The sequence below is a fragment of the Corynebacterium sp. Marseille-Q2823 genome (assembly GCF_903645345.1).
Classification (GTDB): Bacteria; Actinomycetota; Actinomycetes; order Mycobacteriales; family Mycobacteriaceae; genus Corynebacterium; species Corynebacterium hiratae.
Genome location: NZ_CAHJXS010000007.1, coordinates 1 through 15,304 on the forward strand (window position 1 = coordinate 1; position 15,304 = coordinate 15,304).

Genomic DNA, 15,304 nt, shown 5'->3' on the forward strand with positions numbered 1-15,304 from the left:
CGTGAGAATTGGGGTGGTGCGGGTGAGGGGGGCACGTAGTATGTGGGATGTGCGGATCATCCCGGTTTGGTGTGCGGGAGAACGGTTTAATAACAGAAAAAGCACCCGGTGAAGGGTGCTTTTTCTGTTTCTGGGGAGTTTCGCGAATCTGGACTAACCAGTTCCGCGAATCCCTCTTGGAAGTTGGTAGCGGGGGCCGGATTCGAACCGACGACCTCTGGGTTATCGGATTACATTCGAGCCTAACAGGCGTTATTCGATTCTGACCATGCTGTTTAGAGGCATTTTCGATCATTTAGAACCATTTAGAATCTTCCAGAATCATCCCTCTAGTGCACCATCTAGTGCACCATCTTCAAGTGCCGACTGCATGGCCGACACATCAGTGAGGTCGGTGTGATTTCGCGCGTTCATCGCTTCAGTGTGTCCAAAGGAGGCGCTACGGATCTCAGCGGGAACGCCGCGAGCGATCGCGCGGTTAATCAGCACGGTACGCCAGGCGTGAGACCTCATCGAGGAGATAGCCTGGTCTTCGAGTTGAACACCGATATCTTTATAGAGCGCCGCGCACGCTTTGACTGCATTATCTGTCCGCCAATGCGAGTGTGTATCCCCCTGTGCGGGAATAAGCGGATCGCTGGGGTCAATTGTCTTGATTCGTTCTAACCAGAACCACTTACACCGTGAGTCGAGCATCGGTACGGTTCGACCCCGGTGAGTCTTGGAGTGTTCTGCCCGCACTGTTACTGCCAGTGAGTCTTGCGTATTCGTCACGTCCTCACGAGTGAGCGCAAGCGCTTGGACCTGACCCGTTAGGTCCAACTTCCGGCAGAACTTGCCAAAGTCAACACCACGGTCCACAACGAGAACAAAGCCGAACAATAAACAGGACGACCAGCCCTCTACGACAACGCTATCCCAACCGACTACAACCACAACCTAGGCGTACAAAAAGATGGATAGGAGCCTAACCCCCAACACGGGACAAAACCCGGACAAACCTTTTGTCGCTCTCCCGATTGGGTCGAATGACATTCACTCAGGAAAGTGCCACCCGAGCCCGGACAGAACCGCTAAGTTCCTCAGGGGAGCAAATCTCTATTCCAGGCGCCTGCATCGCCTTATGTGTTCCCAAAAAGTGCTTGCTCACATCCGATTTGTCAAGGTTCTCAAGAACCCTGAAAAACCTTTCAGCCTCCTTGGTATTTGGTGGTCCATAGGAATTGAGAGCTGCAAAAACAATGCTCCCACCGGAGGATACAGCAGAGAGTGCCTGACTAGTCAGATGCTGAAGTTTTTCAAAGTATTCATCGATATAAATCTTTCGCGCTACCGATTCTGGTTCATCGCTGACGTCGAAAAACACGATAAACCCTCTTAGAGGGGATAATTCAGGTAAATCTTCACCCTCTTGCACGACTGTAATATCCCTTGGGAAATCGTACTGAATTTCATCATCTTTAACTATTACAGAAAAGCTTGCAGCCAGTTGTTCCGCTACGTCCCAAGATTGCTCGGAGCTAACCCCGTATATAAGCATGTTACCCATTTCTACCACCCTTAATGGCTTCCTTGCAGGCTATATAACCAATAAGAATACCTACACATATCAAGAAAATTCCGGCAATCTGGCCGGCAAGAACAGTTGTCCAGGGAAGAGATTTCAACCCAGGTATATATCCAACTACGAAAGGTTCAGCTAAGAAACACAATGCGAGAATTAAGCTAAGCAAAGGGATTCTGTTCGATAAAGAGCCTAATAAGCCAAATATCATTCCTGCAGGCAATGCAGCGAGGAACCAAATCTGGTTATCAGAAAAAATACTAGATGAAAAAAATCCGAGAAGCGCGCCCGTCGCATAGTGGACTGCCAACATAAAAAGGAGTGTAAGTACTCCGACAAACGATGAGAGTAGTGTTCTGCCCGATATGGATTTTCCTGCCAGAAATGCGCAGCTTATCCATAAAGACGCCGACCCCATGATTTGCCCCACTAGATTGCGTGAGAAAAGTAGCCCGTTCGCCTGCCCTTCGAGCATAGCTGTTGATGTTGCATGGGAAAATGCATAACCCACGGCGATGGCTAGGCAGGCTGTCGGGAGAATGAATTTGTTCATGAGGCCTAACGAAAGGACCTATTGGGTGGACCAGTACGCGTTGCAGATTCCCGCGGAGCTCCCGCCTGTCACACTAGCGGAAGCCCAGCTCCCGGGCTTAGCGGTCCTGGAGCTAGTTTTGGTACCCATAGTGGCCGTGGCGGTGTGGGTCTTTGTCCTGTGTATGTATTTAGACGTGCAAATCTTGGAACCGTCAGATGTGTAGCGGCTCCCATAGGTCCAGGTGCCACCGCCGACATTCTCCGTGGCCCGGGGTTTTATGATTGTGGTGTCCACATCAAAAGTCACAACCCCCGAAGTGGGGTTCCCCTCTTCATCCCATGTTAAAATTCGTTCGAAACTATAAGGGATGGATGGTTCGGACTGATTTTCTTGAGCAATAGCTTGGGGAGTTGCAAGGACTAGTCCAGCAACCACGATGGATGCAAGCACTCCCTTGAGCGTGCGTTTCATGCGAGTCTCCTTGTATTTGAGCGGAACTGGGGGCAAGGCCTAGTAGGCCATTCGAACAGCTGTCAATCAAGTAACTGAGTGACACTTTAAATCTATCATCAAATGGCTTGAGCTGCGATGGGCGGCGAGGACAGCAAAACGAGAAGACCCAACAGCCGAAGAGACTGGTGGGTCTCGGAAGTTGGTAGCGGGGGCCGGATTCGAACCGACGACCTCTGGGTTATGAGCCCAGCGAGCTACCGAGCTGCTCCACCCCGCGTCGAGATGTACTTCCAAACATCAAGCGCTCTGCACACTGTCCCGTGTGCTGGCGACGGATGTAACTATACAGACACCATGGCGCCCACCCAAATCCCCTGGGCAGGCGCCATTTCACGGTCGGGCGCCGGGCTTTTGCACCGGCGCCAGTCCGGAATTACTGAGACTGCAGGGAGCGGTAGTCCTCCACTGCCTTATCCAGCTCGTCCAAGGCCTTGCCGTACTCCTCGAAGGATCCGTTCTTGGCCTTGTCCACGCCATCGAGAGCCTTGTTGATGGCGTCGATAGCCTCGCCTTCACTAGATGCCTTCGGTGCGGATGCCGGTGCGGCAGCCTCGGACTCCTTAGAGTCCTTTGCGTCCTTCTTGTCTCCATCGGCAGGTTGCCCATCCTTCTCCGTCTCATTGCCGGAGTCACCCTCAATCTCGGTGATGTCCTGGGCGGCCTTCGGGTCGATGCCCACCTGCTCCAGGGCCTCACCAATCGTCGGCGCATAGCCCACGCGGCCCTTGTAGGAAACGAGCACGCGAAGCAGCTTCGGGAACGCAGACTCCTGGCCCTTACGCTGCGAGTAAATCGGCTCCAAGTAGAGGATCTCTCCCCCACCCACCGGCAGGGCCAACAGGTTACCGTTCTTCAGATCATTCGAGCCTTCCCACAGGGTACGGTCACGCGCCACCTGGTCGGAAGACATCATGGCATCCTGGGCCTGCTTCGGGCCCTGGGTCTGGGTGTTCGTCGGCAGCACGCGCACGGTGATGTCACCGTAGGTGTCCGGGTCCGAGGACACCGCCATGTGTGCGGAGAGGAACTGGCGGTTCAGACCGCGGTAGGAGGTGATGAGCTGGAAGCTCGGCTTGTTAGTCTCCGGGTCGGAAGCCAGCACATAGTACGGCGGCTGGTTCAGGCCCTGAGCCTCGCCTGCGGTCGGGTCTTCCGGCACGGACCAGAAGGCGTCGTTGTTGAAGAAGACGCCCGGGTCATCCACGTGGTACTTGGCCAGCAGGTTGCGCTGCACCTTGAACATGTCCTCCGGGTAACGCATGTGCTGACGCAGCTCGTCGGAGATCTCCGACTCGGGCTTGACGACGCCCGGGAAGACACCCTCCCATGCCTTGAGCACGGGGTCTTCGGTGTCGAACTCGTAGAGATCGACGGTGCCATCGTAGGCGTCGACAGTCGCCTTGACCGAGTTACGGATGTAGCCCACCCGATCGTTGACCAAACGCTGCGTCGTACCCGTCGGGTTCTGTGCATCCTGGGTGGTCTCTGTCAGGGAGGTGCGCTGCGTGTACGGCAAGGAATCCAGGGTGGTGTAGCCGTCAACGATCCACTTGATGCGGCCGTCAATGACCGCCGGGTAGGTGGAGGAATCCGTAGTCAGCCACGGGGCGACCTTCTCTACGCGCTCGCGCGGATCGCGGTCATAGAGCAGCTTGGATTCCGAGCCCACGCGGTCCGAGAGCAGGAAGTTCAGTTCCTGGTACTTGAGGGCAAAAGCAGTGCGGTCGACAATGTTGCCGATGTCCACGCCACCCTTGCCGTCGTAGGTGTAGGTGGCGGTATCGGTGTCGTACTCCACGGCGGCGTCGCCCGTCTGGCCCACGATGGCGTAGTCCATGCCGTCTTGGGCGCTGGCGATCACCGGGCCGTAGTAAATGCGCGGCTGGTCCACCTTGATGCCGAGCGACTCCTCAGCGCTCTGGGTCTCGCCCTCACCTTCAGCGTCCTCGCCTGCCTGGGTCTGCAGGTCGGCCACAGTAAAGATGGGGAAACCACCACGGGCGGAACCGGCGTCACGAGCCACCTCATCGACCGTGTTGGCCTGCGCCGCGATGAAACCGTTGCCGTGGGTGTACACGGTGTGGCGGTTAATCCAGTTCTGCTGGTTTTTCTGCAGCTCATTCGGATCCAGCTCACGGGCCGCAACCACGAAGTCACGCAGCTCGCCGTCGATTTCATAGCGGTCCATCGCCAGCGTCTCTGGGAAACCGTAGAAGTTCTTCAGCTGCTGCATCTGAGTAAACGTCGGCGCCAAAATATCCGGGTCCAGCAGGCGCAGGTTGGAAATGGTGGAGTCATCGGAAGCAACCTTGTCATCGGCGACGTCCTCCGCGCCCCAGTTCTCCTCGTAGGTCACCTTGTCATCGGTAAGGCCGTAGGCAAAGCGGGTGGACTCGATGTTGCGGGAGATGGACTCCGCCTCTTTGGCCTGACGGTTCGGGTTGACGGAGAAGCGCTCCATAATGAGCGGCCAGCCCTGGCCGATGACCAACGAGGACAGAACCATGAGCACCACGGCCAGGCCAGGGATACGCAGGTCCTTGATGACCACTGCAGAGAAGATTGCCACGGCCACGAAGACGCCAATGATCATGAGGATGATCTTGGCCGGCAGGTAGGCGTTGATGTCGGTGTAGGAACCACCCGTAAACAGCGAGTGCTCGGTGTAGAGCAGCTGGTAGCGGCCCAACCAGTACCCAGCCACCTGCAGCAACATCCACAGGCCGGCGGTCACGGCCAGCTGGGTGCGTGCGGCTTTCGAGAGCGAACCACGCACGCCAGCGGCGCGGTTACCCAGGCGAATACCGCCGAGAATGTAGTGCCCCACCAACGCAATGAGGAAGCACACTGCCAGCAGCATGGAGAAGGCGCTGACCAACATCGTCCACACCGGCAGGCTGAAGGCGTAGAAGCCGAGGTCGTGGTTGAACTGCGGATCCTTTACCCCAAAATCGTGAGAGTTGAGGAAGAGCATGACGGTCCGCCAGTTTGCTTGCCCCAACAGGCCTGAGACGACACCGACGAGTACCGGGATAACCTTCAAGAACACGTTCATCGTGCTCTCAATGGATTTGCGGTACTGGTAGACCGGGGAATTGAAATCCGCCATGTCCATCGAGTCCCCGCGCCCCCGCCAGACCACGAGGCCTGCCACGTAGGTGATGGCTGCCGCTACGAGGCCGAAGAGGAAGAAAAGCACGATGCGCGTCACCAGGGTCTTGGTGAAGACCCCGCGGTACTCAATCGCGCCGAACCACTTCCAATCTGTATAAAAGCCCACGAGCATGGGGCCAATGAACAAGAGGACCGCGATGATGGCGACAACCCACGAGAGAAATTTGGGTGGACGTTTCATCGGGGCGGTGGGTCGGTTGAGTCCGGAAGCCAACTCCAGCTCCAATCAAGTGTCGTGCGAATATAGAGGTATCAAGCTTCTAGTCTAGAGAAGCACTATGACCGTCAACGAACAAGGACGCTTATGAGTTCCCAACCTTCCTCCCAGCCCGCTGTACACCGCGCGCTCAACAAGGCCATGCGCGAAGCCGTGGACTTCATCCACGCCGAGGGCTGGGATGCGCCTCCTACCCTTTTTGCTCTCGTCCCCACTGAGCTGGTGGCCGCACAGCTCGGTGACGTCGACGACTCCTCTCCCCTCACGCTCGTGGTGCAAGAGTTGCCGGAAGGCATCGAGCCGGGTTCCGAGCACCTCGCGGACTACGTCTCCCGCCTGGCCTGGCCACAGGAGATCGCCGGGGTCATCCTGGCACAGGAGATCACGTTTAAGGACACCTCAGACGCCGCGCTTGCCGACGCCCGCCCCGCCCGCCTCTTCTCCGGGGTATTGCGCGCTACAGCTATGGACGGTGGCTCCGCGGACGGCACCACGGAGTTCGAGGAGAACGGCGCCGAGCTCACCCTGCTGCAACTGCGTCCAACCGAGGAGGAACTCGCGGAAGCCGGCCCCTTCGCGGAAGATGATATTCAGCTGCGCGGCGGTCCGAATGTGGCACCGGGGGTCATCGCTGCCTTGCGCTACGGGTTGGAGCAGGATCCGGAGGAAATACTCTAATCGACTAAACTCAGAATGCAGTGGCCATTAGCGCTCAGCTCTCGGGGCTGGGCACGCAATTGATAGAGGAGTCTCTCGTGCGCTTGACATCCCGCTTCACCGCCGCAGCTTCGGCCGTGCTTGCCACCGGCTGCCTGCTCACCGCATGTGGGAAGGACGATGTGCCCGCCCCTGAGCCGGCACCTGCGAGCGAAGCAACCACCGCTGCGGAGAAGACCAGCGCGCCGGCCCCGGCCACCTCCGCCGAGGAATCCGAGACGACTACTCCCGCCACGTCCGAGTCTGCTGACAGCTCGGAGACGGAGGATGAATCCTCTGCAGCCGGAAGCTCCGCTGCTCGGAAGGACAAAGACGCAAGCGAGTCCGCTGAGCCCAGCGGCAAGTTCACCGACTCTGTGGAGCAGGCTTATGAGATCTTCGGTGGCCTCGTGCCGGAAGAGATCTTCGCGCAATTCGACCGCTGCGATCCCAATGGTGTGACGGATTCTTTCAACTGCTCCGGATCGGAGGTGGGCCAGTTCCAGTTCTTCAAGTCGAAGACCAAGGCTTCCCAGACCACCCAGGTGCTCACCGAGCTGCGCAGCTCCCGCGTCCTCGAGGACAGCGGTAGCCGCGTCGTGGGCTGGTCCATGCTGGGCAACACGGCCATCCTCACCGTGGTTGATAACGATGAGGGCCTTATCATGCAGCAGATGATCTCCACGGACCAGGACGATCCGGAAGAGCGCCTTAAGGAGCTGGGCCTGGTCTAGGGCCGCAACTGCCTTAAGGTCTAGCCTTCGCAGGTCTCGACGGGGCTTCCCTCGGCAAAGTTGTGCATGGCCTCGATGGCGTCGTCCAGCGTGTGGACTTTGGCCACCACCATGTCCCCGGTATCGCGGCTAACCGCCTCCGCGCAATTATCGGCTGGGGCGAGGAAAAGCTCGGCGCCTGCCTCCTGCGCTGCGCTTACCTTGTGCACAATGCCACCGATGGGGCCGACCTCGCCGTCCTCACCGATGGTGCCGGTGCCGGCAACGAAGCGCCCGCCGGTGAGGTCCTCACTGGAAAGCTTGTCAATCACCGCCAGGGTAAACATCATGCCGGCCGAGGGCCCGCCAATGTCCTGCAGGTTGTAGTCCACCGTGATGTCCTCGGTGGGCACCGAGGTCATAAGGATGCCTAGCAGGGCCACGTCCCCCTGCTCTGGGTGGGAGCCGAGGGTGACCCCGACAGTCTTTTCCTCGCCCTTGCGAACGATGCCTAGCTCCACCTCATCGCCAGGCTGAAGAGCACGAATCCTCTCTTGCACTTGGCCAGGCTCCGTGACCTTGTCACCGTTGACGGTGGTGATGATGTCGGCGTCGTCAAGCGCGCCTGCTGCGGGGCCGTCGTCGAGGACTTGTGCGACCTCAATCCGCACGGGCTTGTCCAGATAGTCCATGGCGGCGACCGTGGCCGCTGACTCGGACTGGGTAAAGGCCTGCTGATTGGCCTCTTGGACCTCCTTATCTGTCTTGCCCTGCGGGATAACATTCTCGATGGGGACGATGGTGTCATCCGTCAACAGCCACCGGCCCAGGGCCTGGGCTAGCGTCATGTTGGTGCGCACAGAGACCGTGGTCATGTTGAGATGCCCCTTCGGCTGGAACGTCTCTGGGGCTTCGACGTTGACCACCGGCTCACCTTCCACCTCGCCCAAAGTGTCCACGGTGGGCCCTGGTCCTTCGGCGGCGTAGGGAACGGACAAGGTGATATCGGTGCCGGGAATGTGGTCGATGCTGAGCAGGGCTCCCGTCAACACCACCGGAATGGCTCCCCACGTGAGGGTGGACAGGCGGCGGGCTCGGGGGTTCTGCGGGGTTTTCACGGAGGATCAGCCTACAGCCTTAGGCTGCCTGTTCGCTCTCAGCGTTGCCGTGGTCCTAGAATCCGCGCTAGGAAACCTAGTAGATTAGGGCCCATGAGCAACGGATTCGGTTTTTCCTTCCCCAATAACGACGATGACGATGATAACGATCGTCGCGACCAGAACCCGTTCGGCGCCTTCGGCTTCAGCGCGGGCAACGGTGGCCTAGGAGACCTGTTGAATCAGTTCGGCCAGATGCTGTCCGGCATGGGTTCCTCCATGAACTCCCCGGAGGGTGCTGGCCCGGTCAACTATGACTTGGCCAAGCGCATCGCGCACCAGCAGATCTCCCGCGATAAAGAGGTCAGCGAGCAAGACCGCACCGCTGTGCAAGAAGCCGTGCGGCTGGCAGAACTGTGGCTGGATGATGCCACGATTCTGCCCACCGCGTCCGGCACCGTGACCGCGTGGAATTCCGCGCAGTGGCTGGATGAGACGCTGCCGATGTGGCAGCGCATGGTCACTCCGGTAGCCGAACACATGAATTCCGCGCAGTTGGAATCCCTACCGGAGGAGGCCCGCGAGATGATGGGCCCGATGACCTCGATGATGAACTCGATGTCTGGCATGAACTTCGGGATGAAGCTCGGCCACGCCCTCGGTGACCTAGCTGCGCAGGCGCTGACCGGTTCCGACTTCGGCTTGCCTGTCTCCCCCGCAGGCACCACCGCACTCTTGCCGCACAATATCCAGGCCATCGCGCGCGATCTCAACGTTCCGGGCCAGGAAGTACTCGTCTACATCGGCGCCCGTGAAGCCGCCCGCCAGCGCCTGTTCAAGCATGTGCCGTGGTTGGTCGAGCGCCTCGTCTCCTCCGTCGAGGAATACGCCATGGGCTTGGTCATCGATACCTCCCATATCGAGGAAGCCACACGCGAGCTCAACCTGGAACCCGGTGACCCGCAGGCCATCCAGGACGCGATGAACAAGCTACAGGGCATGGACCTGTCCCCGCGGATCACCTCGCGCAACGCGGGAGCCGCTTCCCGCCTGGAGACCCTCCTAGCGCTCGTCGAGGGCTGGGTTGAGCACGTGGTGACCGAGGCCCTGGGAGAGCGCATCCCGTCCACAAAGGCAATGACTGAGGCATGGACGCACCGCCGCTCCACTGGCGGCTCCGCGGAGAAGGCCTTCTCCCAGGTCGTCGGCATCGAACTCAACGCCCCGAAGGTGGAGGCCGCCGCTGAGCTGTGGCGCCGCGCCACCATCGCGGTGGGCGCCGATAAGCGCGATTCCGCCTGGGACCATCCGGATCTTCTGCCCACGGCCGAGCACTTGGAGAACCCGGCGTCCTTCATCGACGGGTTGCTCGATGACAATCCCGATGAGGGCTTTGAGGCAGAATTCTCCAAGCTGGAGGAGATGCTCCGCCAGCAGGATGCCGGGGACGATGCCAGCGATAGCGCTGGTGAGGGCGCAGACGCCGACGGCGACGAGGACAAAAAGGACGGGCCGGAGGAAGAGAACTAGCGGAAACGCTGGTAGGCCTCGAGGTACCCCTTCGCGCGTTCTGCTTTGGGGGCGCGGTCGGCCCACTCCCAAAAGTCCGGGCCATGGCCCGGAATGAAGGTATGTGTCAGCTCGTGGATGATGACCGCATCGAGCACATAGTCGGGGACGTCCTGCAGCCGGTCAGAAATCCGAATATCTCCCGTTGAGGTAGTGCAACTACCCCAGCGGGATTTTTGGTTGCTGACCCACCGAATGGATCCCACCGTGGCGCGGTCGTCCAAATAGCGAGTGTTCAACGTGCGTGCGCGGGCGGTGAGAGAGGCATCGGAACGCTGCGACGAGGTGTGCTTCTTGCGCACCTTCGCCACGATCTCATCCACTGCTTTCTGTTCTTCTGCTGCCGACATCCAGGCAGGAATGCGCACCTCGAGAACGCCATCAACAACGCGGGCTTGGACGGTGCGACGGCGCCGGGCGGAGCGAATGACACGGACCTCGGGGTTGTTCGACATGACAGGGCATTCTACCTGTGGTGCAATGATGGCTAAGCACAGCTGGGGTGGGTCATCAACGGGGAGGAAACCATGTCTGCACAGACGTATATGCTGGCGCCGGAAACCACAATCCTGGAGCGCGAGCCCGGGATGCTCCAGTGTGGGATGGATGCCACGCGCGTCGGCGTGTTCGAGGCCCACCCACAACTGGCACGCCTGCTCAATCGGTTGCGCACCCCGCTGACCCGGCAGACCATTGAAAAATCCATCGAAAATACCGGCACCAGCCCGTCTGCTGCCCGCAGCCTGGTTGATGATCTGATCAGTTACCGCGTTCTGTGGCCAGCGCCCCAGCCGCAGCGCGTGGCCGTGCTGGGTACGTCGGCCCTCGCTAACGAGCTACGCGACGTCCTCCTGAACGATTCCTTCCAGCCCCGCTCCCCTCTCCACAGCGAAACACCCTCCGAGTACATCGCGAACGTGGCCGGGCACCTGCCGATTGTCGCCGTCGACATGCTGGACGGCGCGACGGAATGGGCACAAGCCCTGCACAAACCCTCGGCGACGTGGCTACCGGTATCGATGCTGGATGCCCGCGGCATCATCGGTCCGGTCCGCGTAGCCGGCGCGGGGCCTTGCCCACTGTGCGCGCATCTGCACCGCATCGATGCGGACGAGCAGTGGCACGAGGTGGCGCGCCGCGCCGCCGCGGTAGAACCGCCGGGGGATCCGATCGTGCGCACCGCAATAGTGATGCATGCTGTGGTCACCATCCGCCGCCTTTTGGGAAGGCCCGCCCCGCCCGGGGCTCCCGGCGGCAAGCCGTTAGCCGGGGAGCTTAAGGAGATAGACCCCTACGGGATCGAGCAACACCGGCTGTTGATGGAGCACCCACGCTGTACGTTCTGCGCCGGTGCCTAACCCCGGGTAGAGGCGATGATCTGCAACACCTCCGCGCCGTAGCGCTCCAGCTTGGAGGGGCCTACCCCGGAGATGTCGAGCAACTCGGCCTCGCTGGCGGGAAGCGCCTCCGAGATGGCTTGCAGGGTGGCATCGGAAAACACGACGTAGGCAGGAACCTGGGAGTCCTTAGCAACGGACGCGCGCCAGGCGCGCAGCGCGTTGAAGACATCCTCATCGCCCTCATATTCGCACCACTCGTGGCGCCCCAGAACCTTTTCGGCGGGACTGCTGAGCTGGCCCGAGCACACGCGGCAGCGGCGCGGGCGATAGCGACGGTTCGATGACTGGCTCTCCTCGATTCCCGGCACCACGCCGTCAAGGAAGCGAGTTCGCTCACGCGAAGCCCGCGAACCGGTGGTCTTGGCTAACGCCCACGACAAAGCCAGGTGCTCGCGCGCACGGGTAATGCCGACATAGAACAGCCGGCGCTCCTCCTCCACGTGCTCATCGCCGGCCTTGATGGCGTGGTTAATGGGCAAGAGTTTTTCGGTGAGGCCAACGAGGAAGACCGCATCCCACTCCAAGCCCTTGGCAGCGTGGATGGTCGCTAGGGTCACGCCCTCCATCGTGGGGTTGTGCTTGTTTTCGGATCGGCGGTGCAGCTCCCCCAGCACGCCAGGCAGGTCGATCCCTTCGTGGTCCTCCACGATCTGCGCGATGAGATCCACCAATGCCGTGAGCGACTGCCAGCGCTCACGCGCCTGCGCGCCCTGCGGCTCCGTGGCGGACAGCCCCAGCTCCACGAAGGCCGCACGTGCCACGGCCACAGGATCATTCGGCAGATCATCACGGCGCGTGGCAGCGATGAGCACGCGGATGGCCTCCAAGATCTCTGGGCGGCGGAAGAATCCCTCGCCGCCGCGGACTTGGTAGACCACTCCGGCGTCGGCAAGCGCCTGCTCAAACTGCTCTGATTGCGCGTTGATGCGGTAGAGAATTGCGATTTCGGAAGCCTTCACGCCCTGGTTGAGCAAAGTCAGAACCTGGCCCGCGACCTCCTTGGCTTCGATCTCCTCAGACTCATAGGCCTTAAAAGTGGGCTCGGGGCCAGGCTCGCGCATACCTTGCAGCTCCAGGCGGGTTCCCGCCGCGCGGCCCGTGGCCTTCGAGATGACCTCGTTGGCCAAATCCGTCACCTGCGGAGTGGAGCGGTAATCTCGCTGCAGCTTTACCACCGTGGCCTGCGGATACGTGCGGGAAAAATTCAGCAGGTACTCCGGGGAAGCTCCGTTGAAGGAATAAATGGTCTGGTTAGCATCGCCCACGACCGTCAGGTCATCGCGCTCCCCCAGCCAGGCCTCCAGCACGCGCTGTTGCAGCGGCGTCACGTCTTGGTACTCATCGACGACAAAGGTGCGGTACTGCTCACGGAAGACCTCCGCCACCGCAGGTACGTTCTCGATGGCGCCCGCGATGTGCATGAGCAAATCATCGAAATCAAGGTACATGAGATCCGGGGTGGCCTTCATATCCTCGTAGCGGCGGAAGACCTCCGCCACCTTGGCCGGATCCCCCGGTGCTTCACGGTCCGTGGACTCGATGACGCCGGGATAGCCCTCGGGGCTGATCAACGAAGACTTCGCCCATTCGATTTCCCCCAGGAAGTCACGGATGGTGTCCTTGTTATTGTCCAGACCGAGCGAACGCGCCGCACGTGCAACCAGACTGAACTTATTATCGATGAGCTGCCACGGCAGATCCCCGGCGACCTGCGGCCAGAAGTACTTCAGTTGGCGGCGCGCCGCGGCGTGGAAGGTTTGAGCCTGTACTCCCCCGACACCCATCTGGTTGAGACGCTCGCGCATTTCACTCGCGGCACGAGAGGTAAAAGTGACAGCCAGAACACGCTGCGGGTTGACGAAGCCCTGATCCACCATGTGGGCGATGCGATAGGTGATCGTGCGAGTTTTGCCCGTTCCGGCACCGGCCAGGATGCAGACCGGGCCGCGCGGCGCCGTGGCGGCGGCCCGTTGGTCCTCATCGAGCAGGGACAGATCCGGTCTCATCACCGTGGAACCACTCCATAATCATCGTGTGTGCAATTGAGCCCTGGCGGGCAATGGTCAATGTTGGAAGCTCGGCGCGGGACACCCACTGCACCTCAGCGAGCTCTTCGTCAGTATCGCACACGGGTTGGACATCCTCCGTGACCGCGGAAAAGCCCACCATCAACGAACCGCTCGGCGGCCACGGCTGTGAACCCCAGTACTTGACTGACTCCACGCGGCGGCCGGTCTCTTCCAGTGCCTCCCGGATCATCGCTTCTTCGAGGGTCTCACCGGGATCCACATAGCCGGCAATCAAGGAGAAGAAGTTAGGACGGTGGCGGTTACGCGCCAACAGGATCTGGTCCGACTCTGCGTGACGGATAATGCCGATGACTGCGGGATCAAGGCGTGGGAAGACGAGGCGCTCGCCGTCGCGCCCCACCGCCCCGGGCGCGGGATAAGACAGCTCGCGGCCGCTGCGCGGATCAAAGCGCGCTTCCCGACGGTTACGGATCAGATGCAGGGCTTTGAGGATGTCGCGCTGACCGTTAAAGAAGGTGGCATCACGCAGCGCGCCGAGCCGCTCGGCGGCCTCGGTGCCCAGTAGGAAAGCATGGATGGCCCCGGCCGTGACCACGATGTCCCCCGCCGGCTCAGCCAGAAAGACCGGCTGGCCCTGTGGCGTAACCGGGACGCGGCCGGTCTCGGTGACAGGAAGGAACATTAGTTGCCTTCGTCCTCGTCTTCATCGGAATCTTCCGCGGCCTGCTGCATCTCGTGCTTGATATAGAGCAGGCGGTCACCGGGCTTGAGCGCGTACGCATCTGCCGTGTCGACGCGGTGCAGCTCGTTGTTGCGCAAGACGGCCAGGACAATGTCGGCCAGGTGGCGCGGGTTGGAGCCCACCTCGAATTCGCGCACCGCGCGCTCCGCCACGGAGAAACCCTCATTTGGTGAGAGGAGATCCTCCATCATCTCCACCACGGTTGGCGTTACGGTAGCAAGGCCCAGCAGGCGGCCGGCCGTCTCCGCCGAGGTCACCACCGAATCAGCGCCGGATTGGAGGAGAAGGTGGCGGTTTTCAGATTCACGCACAGACGCGACCACCTTGGCCTTAGGGTTAAGCTCGCGCACGGACAACGTACACAGCACCGCGGTATCGTCCGTGGACGGAGTCACCACCACGGAGGAGGCGTGCTGCGCACCGGCGATGCGCAGGACGTCCTGCTTGGTTCCGGAGCCATAGATGGTGACGAGGCCGTGGTGCTCGGCACTGGCTAGGGCCGCACGGTTATTGTCTACGACCACGATTTGGGAGGCTGGGACGTCGTCGGCGATCAGCGCGGCGACCGCACCGGCGCCCTTGGTGCCATAGCCGATGACGACGGTGTGGTTACGCAATTGCTTTCTCCAATTCTGGATTTCAAACGTGCGACGGGCTCGATCCGTCAGAACCGACAAGGTAGCACCGACCAACAAAACAAGGAAGAGCAGGCGGGCCGGGGTGACGATAATAAGGTTAATGAAACGCGCGGTGGGGGTCACGGGGACAATATCGCCGTAGCCCACAGTGGTCAACGACACCGCTGAGTAATAAGCGGCATCCAAGAAAGACAAATCCTCGCTATACCCGTCACCGTCGAAAAAGACGATGATGGTGACAAAGACCATCAGCCCCATGGCCCATATCACGCGGCGCGCCAGTTGCTTCCACGGGCTGGTGCTTTGCGTGCGCGGAATCGTGATGACATCGAGCAACGCGTGGTCAGGCTGCGAGGTCAGCTCAACCTGCGATAAAAAACGCGACGTAATGCGTTTTCTTAAGTGCTTGGGCACGA

The 15,304-nt window shown here is 60.4% G+C and carries 13 protein-coding genes, 1 tRNA gene and 1 pseudogene; 5 read left to right on the plus strand and 10 right to left on the minus strand.

Annotation, left to right across the window (positions count from 1 at the left end):
* Positions 1-831 precede the first annotated feature (831 nt).
* Positions 832-971 (plus strand): annotated as a pseudogene (locus HWX44_RS08890) (IS256-like element ISCoam1 family transposase); the annotation flags it as partial.
* Positions 972-1,039: 68 nt separating this feature from the next.
* On the opposite strand, the gene HWX44_RS08895 reads toward HWX44_RS08890, so the two are convergent.
* From HWX44_RS08895 to HWX44_RS08915, 5 genes are all read right to left on the minus strand, one after another.
* Positions 1,040-1,549 carry a hypothetical protein gene (locus tag HWX44_RS08895; RefSeq protein ID WP_157034525.1) on the minus strand — a complete coding sequence of 170 codons (510 nt, stop codon included), beginning with the start codon at positions 1,547-1,549 and terminating at the stop codon, positions 1,040-1,042.
* A complete protein-coding gene (locus tag HWX44_RS08900; protein WP_175974248.1) occupies positions 1,542-2,117 on the minus strand; it encodes a hypothetical protein in 576 nt (191 codons plus the stop codon). Before HWX44_RS08900 ends, HWX44_RS08895 begins: the two co-directional genes overlap by 8 nt.
* Before the next feature lie 18 nt (positions 2,118-2,135).
* Complete coding sequence (locus tag HWX44_RS13515) at positions 2,136-2,570, minus strand: lactococcin 972 family bacteriocin (RefSeq protein WP_074432572.1); 435 nt, start codon at positions 2,568-2,570, stop codon at positions 2,136-2,138.
* A gap of 182 nt (positions 2,571-2,752) precedes the next feature.
* A tRNA-Met gene (locus HWX44_RS08910) sits at positions 2,753-2,829 on the minus strand.
* 156 nt (positions 2,830-2,985) lie between these two features.
* Entirely contained in the window at positions 2,986-5,967 is a 2,982-nt protein-coding gene (locus HWX44_RS08915; RefSeq protein WP_175974250.1) for a UPF0182 family protein, read from the minus strand.
* A 123-nt stretch (positions 5,968-6,090) separates the two neighbouring features.
* On the opposite strand from HWX44_RS08915, the gene HWX44_RS08920 reads away from it, so the two are divergent.
* Together HWX44_RS08920 and HWX44_RS08925 are read left to right on the plus strand one after the other, a co-directional pair.
* On the plus strand, positions 6,091-6,681 hold the full coding sequence (locus tag HWX44_RS08920; RefSeq protein WP_046647475.1) for a PPA1309 family protein: 591 nt from the start codon (positions 6,091-6,093) through the stop codon (positions 6,679-6,681).
* A 77-nt stretch (positions 6,682-6,758) separates the two neighbouring features.
* The gene (locus tag HWX44_RS08925) at positions 6,759-7,433 is read left to right on the plus strand and encodes a beta-N-acetylglucosaminidase (RefSeq protein WP_175974252.1); all 675 of its coding nucleotides are present in this window, start codon (positions 6,759-6,761) and stop codon (positions 7,431-7,433) included.
* A gap of 20 nt (positions 7,434-7,453) precedes the next feature.
* On the opposite strand, the gene HWX44_RS08930 is transcribed toward HWX44_RS08925, so the two are convergent.
* Complete coding sequence (locus HWX44_RS08930) at positions 7,454-8,530, minus strand: YlbL family protein (RefSeq protein ID WP_175974254.1); 1,077 nt, start codon at positions 8,528-8,530, stop codon at positions 7,454-7,456.
* Between the two features lie 93 nt (positions 8,531-8,623).
* On the opposite strand from HWX44_RS08930, the gene HWX44_RS08935 reads away from it, so the two are divergent.
* On the plus strand, positions 8,624-10,039 hold the full coding sequence (locus tag HWX44_RS08935) for a zinc-dependent metalloprotease (RefSeq protein ID WP_175974256.1): 1,416 nt from the start codon (positions 8,624-8,626) through the stop codon (positions 10,037-10,039).
* On the opposite strand, the gene HWX44_RS08940 is transcribed toward HWX44_RS08935, so the two are convergent.
* The gene (locus HWX44_RS08940) at positions 10,036-10,533 is read right to left on the minus strand and encodes a M48 metallopeptidase family protein (RefSeq protein WP_071407235.1); all 498 of its coding nucleotides are present in this window, start codon (positions 10,531-10,533) and stop codon (positions 10,036-10,038) included. The genes HWX44_RS08935 and HWX44_RS08940 overlap by 4 nt on opposite strands.
* A gap of 72 nt (positions 10,534-10,605) precedes the next feature.
* Here HWX44_RS08940 and HWX44_RS08945 point away from each other — a divergent pair, with 72 nt between their 5' ends.
* Positions 10,606-11,436, plus strand: a complete 831-nt coding sequence (locus tag HWX44_RS08945) for a hypothetical protein (protein WP_175974258.1) — start codon at positions 10,606-10,608, stop codon at positions 11,434-11,436.
* Here HWX44_RS08945 and HWX44_RS08950 read toward each other — a convergent pair.
* From HWX44_RS08950 to HWX44_RS08960, 3 genes are read right to left on the minus strand one after another with little or no spacing between them, the layout of a single operon-like run.
* Entirely contained in the window at positions 11,433-13,484 is a 2,052-nt protein-coding gene (locus HWX44_RS08950) for an ATP-dependent DNA helicase UvrD2 (protein ID WP_175974370.1), read from the minus strand. The two genes, HWX44_RS08945 and HWX44_RS08950, sit on opposite strands and share 4 nt — an antisense overlap.
* On the minus strand, positions 13,456-14,190 hold the full coding sequence (locus HWX44_RS08955; RefSeq protein ID WP_175974260.1) for an NAD(+) diphosphatase: 735 nt from the start codon (positions 14,188-14,190) through the stop codon (positions 13,456-13,458). The genes HWX44_RS08950 and HWX44_RS08955 overlap by 29 nt, the downstream gene beginning before the upstream one ends.
* Positions 14,190-15,302 carry a potassium channel family protein gene (locus HWX44_RS08960; protein ID WP_049156104.1) on the minus strand — a complete coding sequence of 371 codons (1,113 nt, stop codon included), beginning with the start codon at positions 15,300-15,302 and terminating at the stop codon, positions 14,190-14,192. Before HWX44_RS08960 ends, HWX44_RS08955 begins: the two co-directional genes overlap by 1 nt.
* Positions 15,303-15,304: the final 2 nt, after the last annotated feature.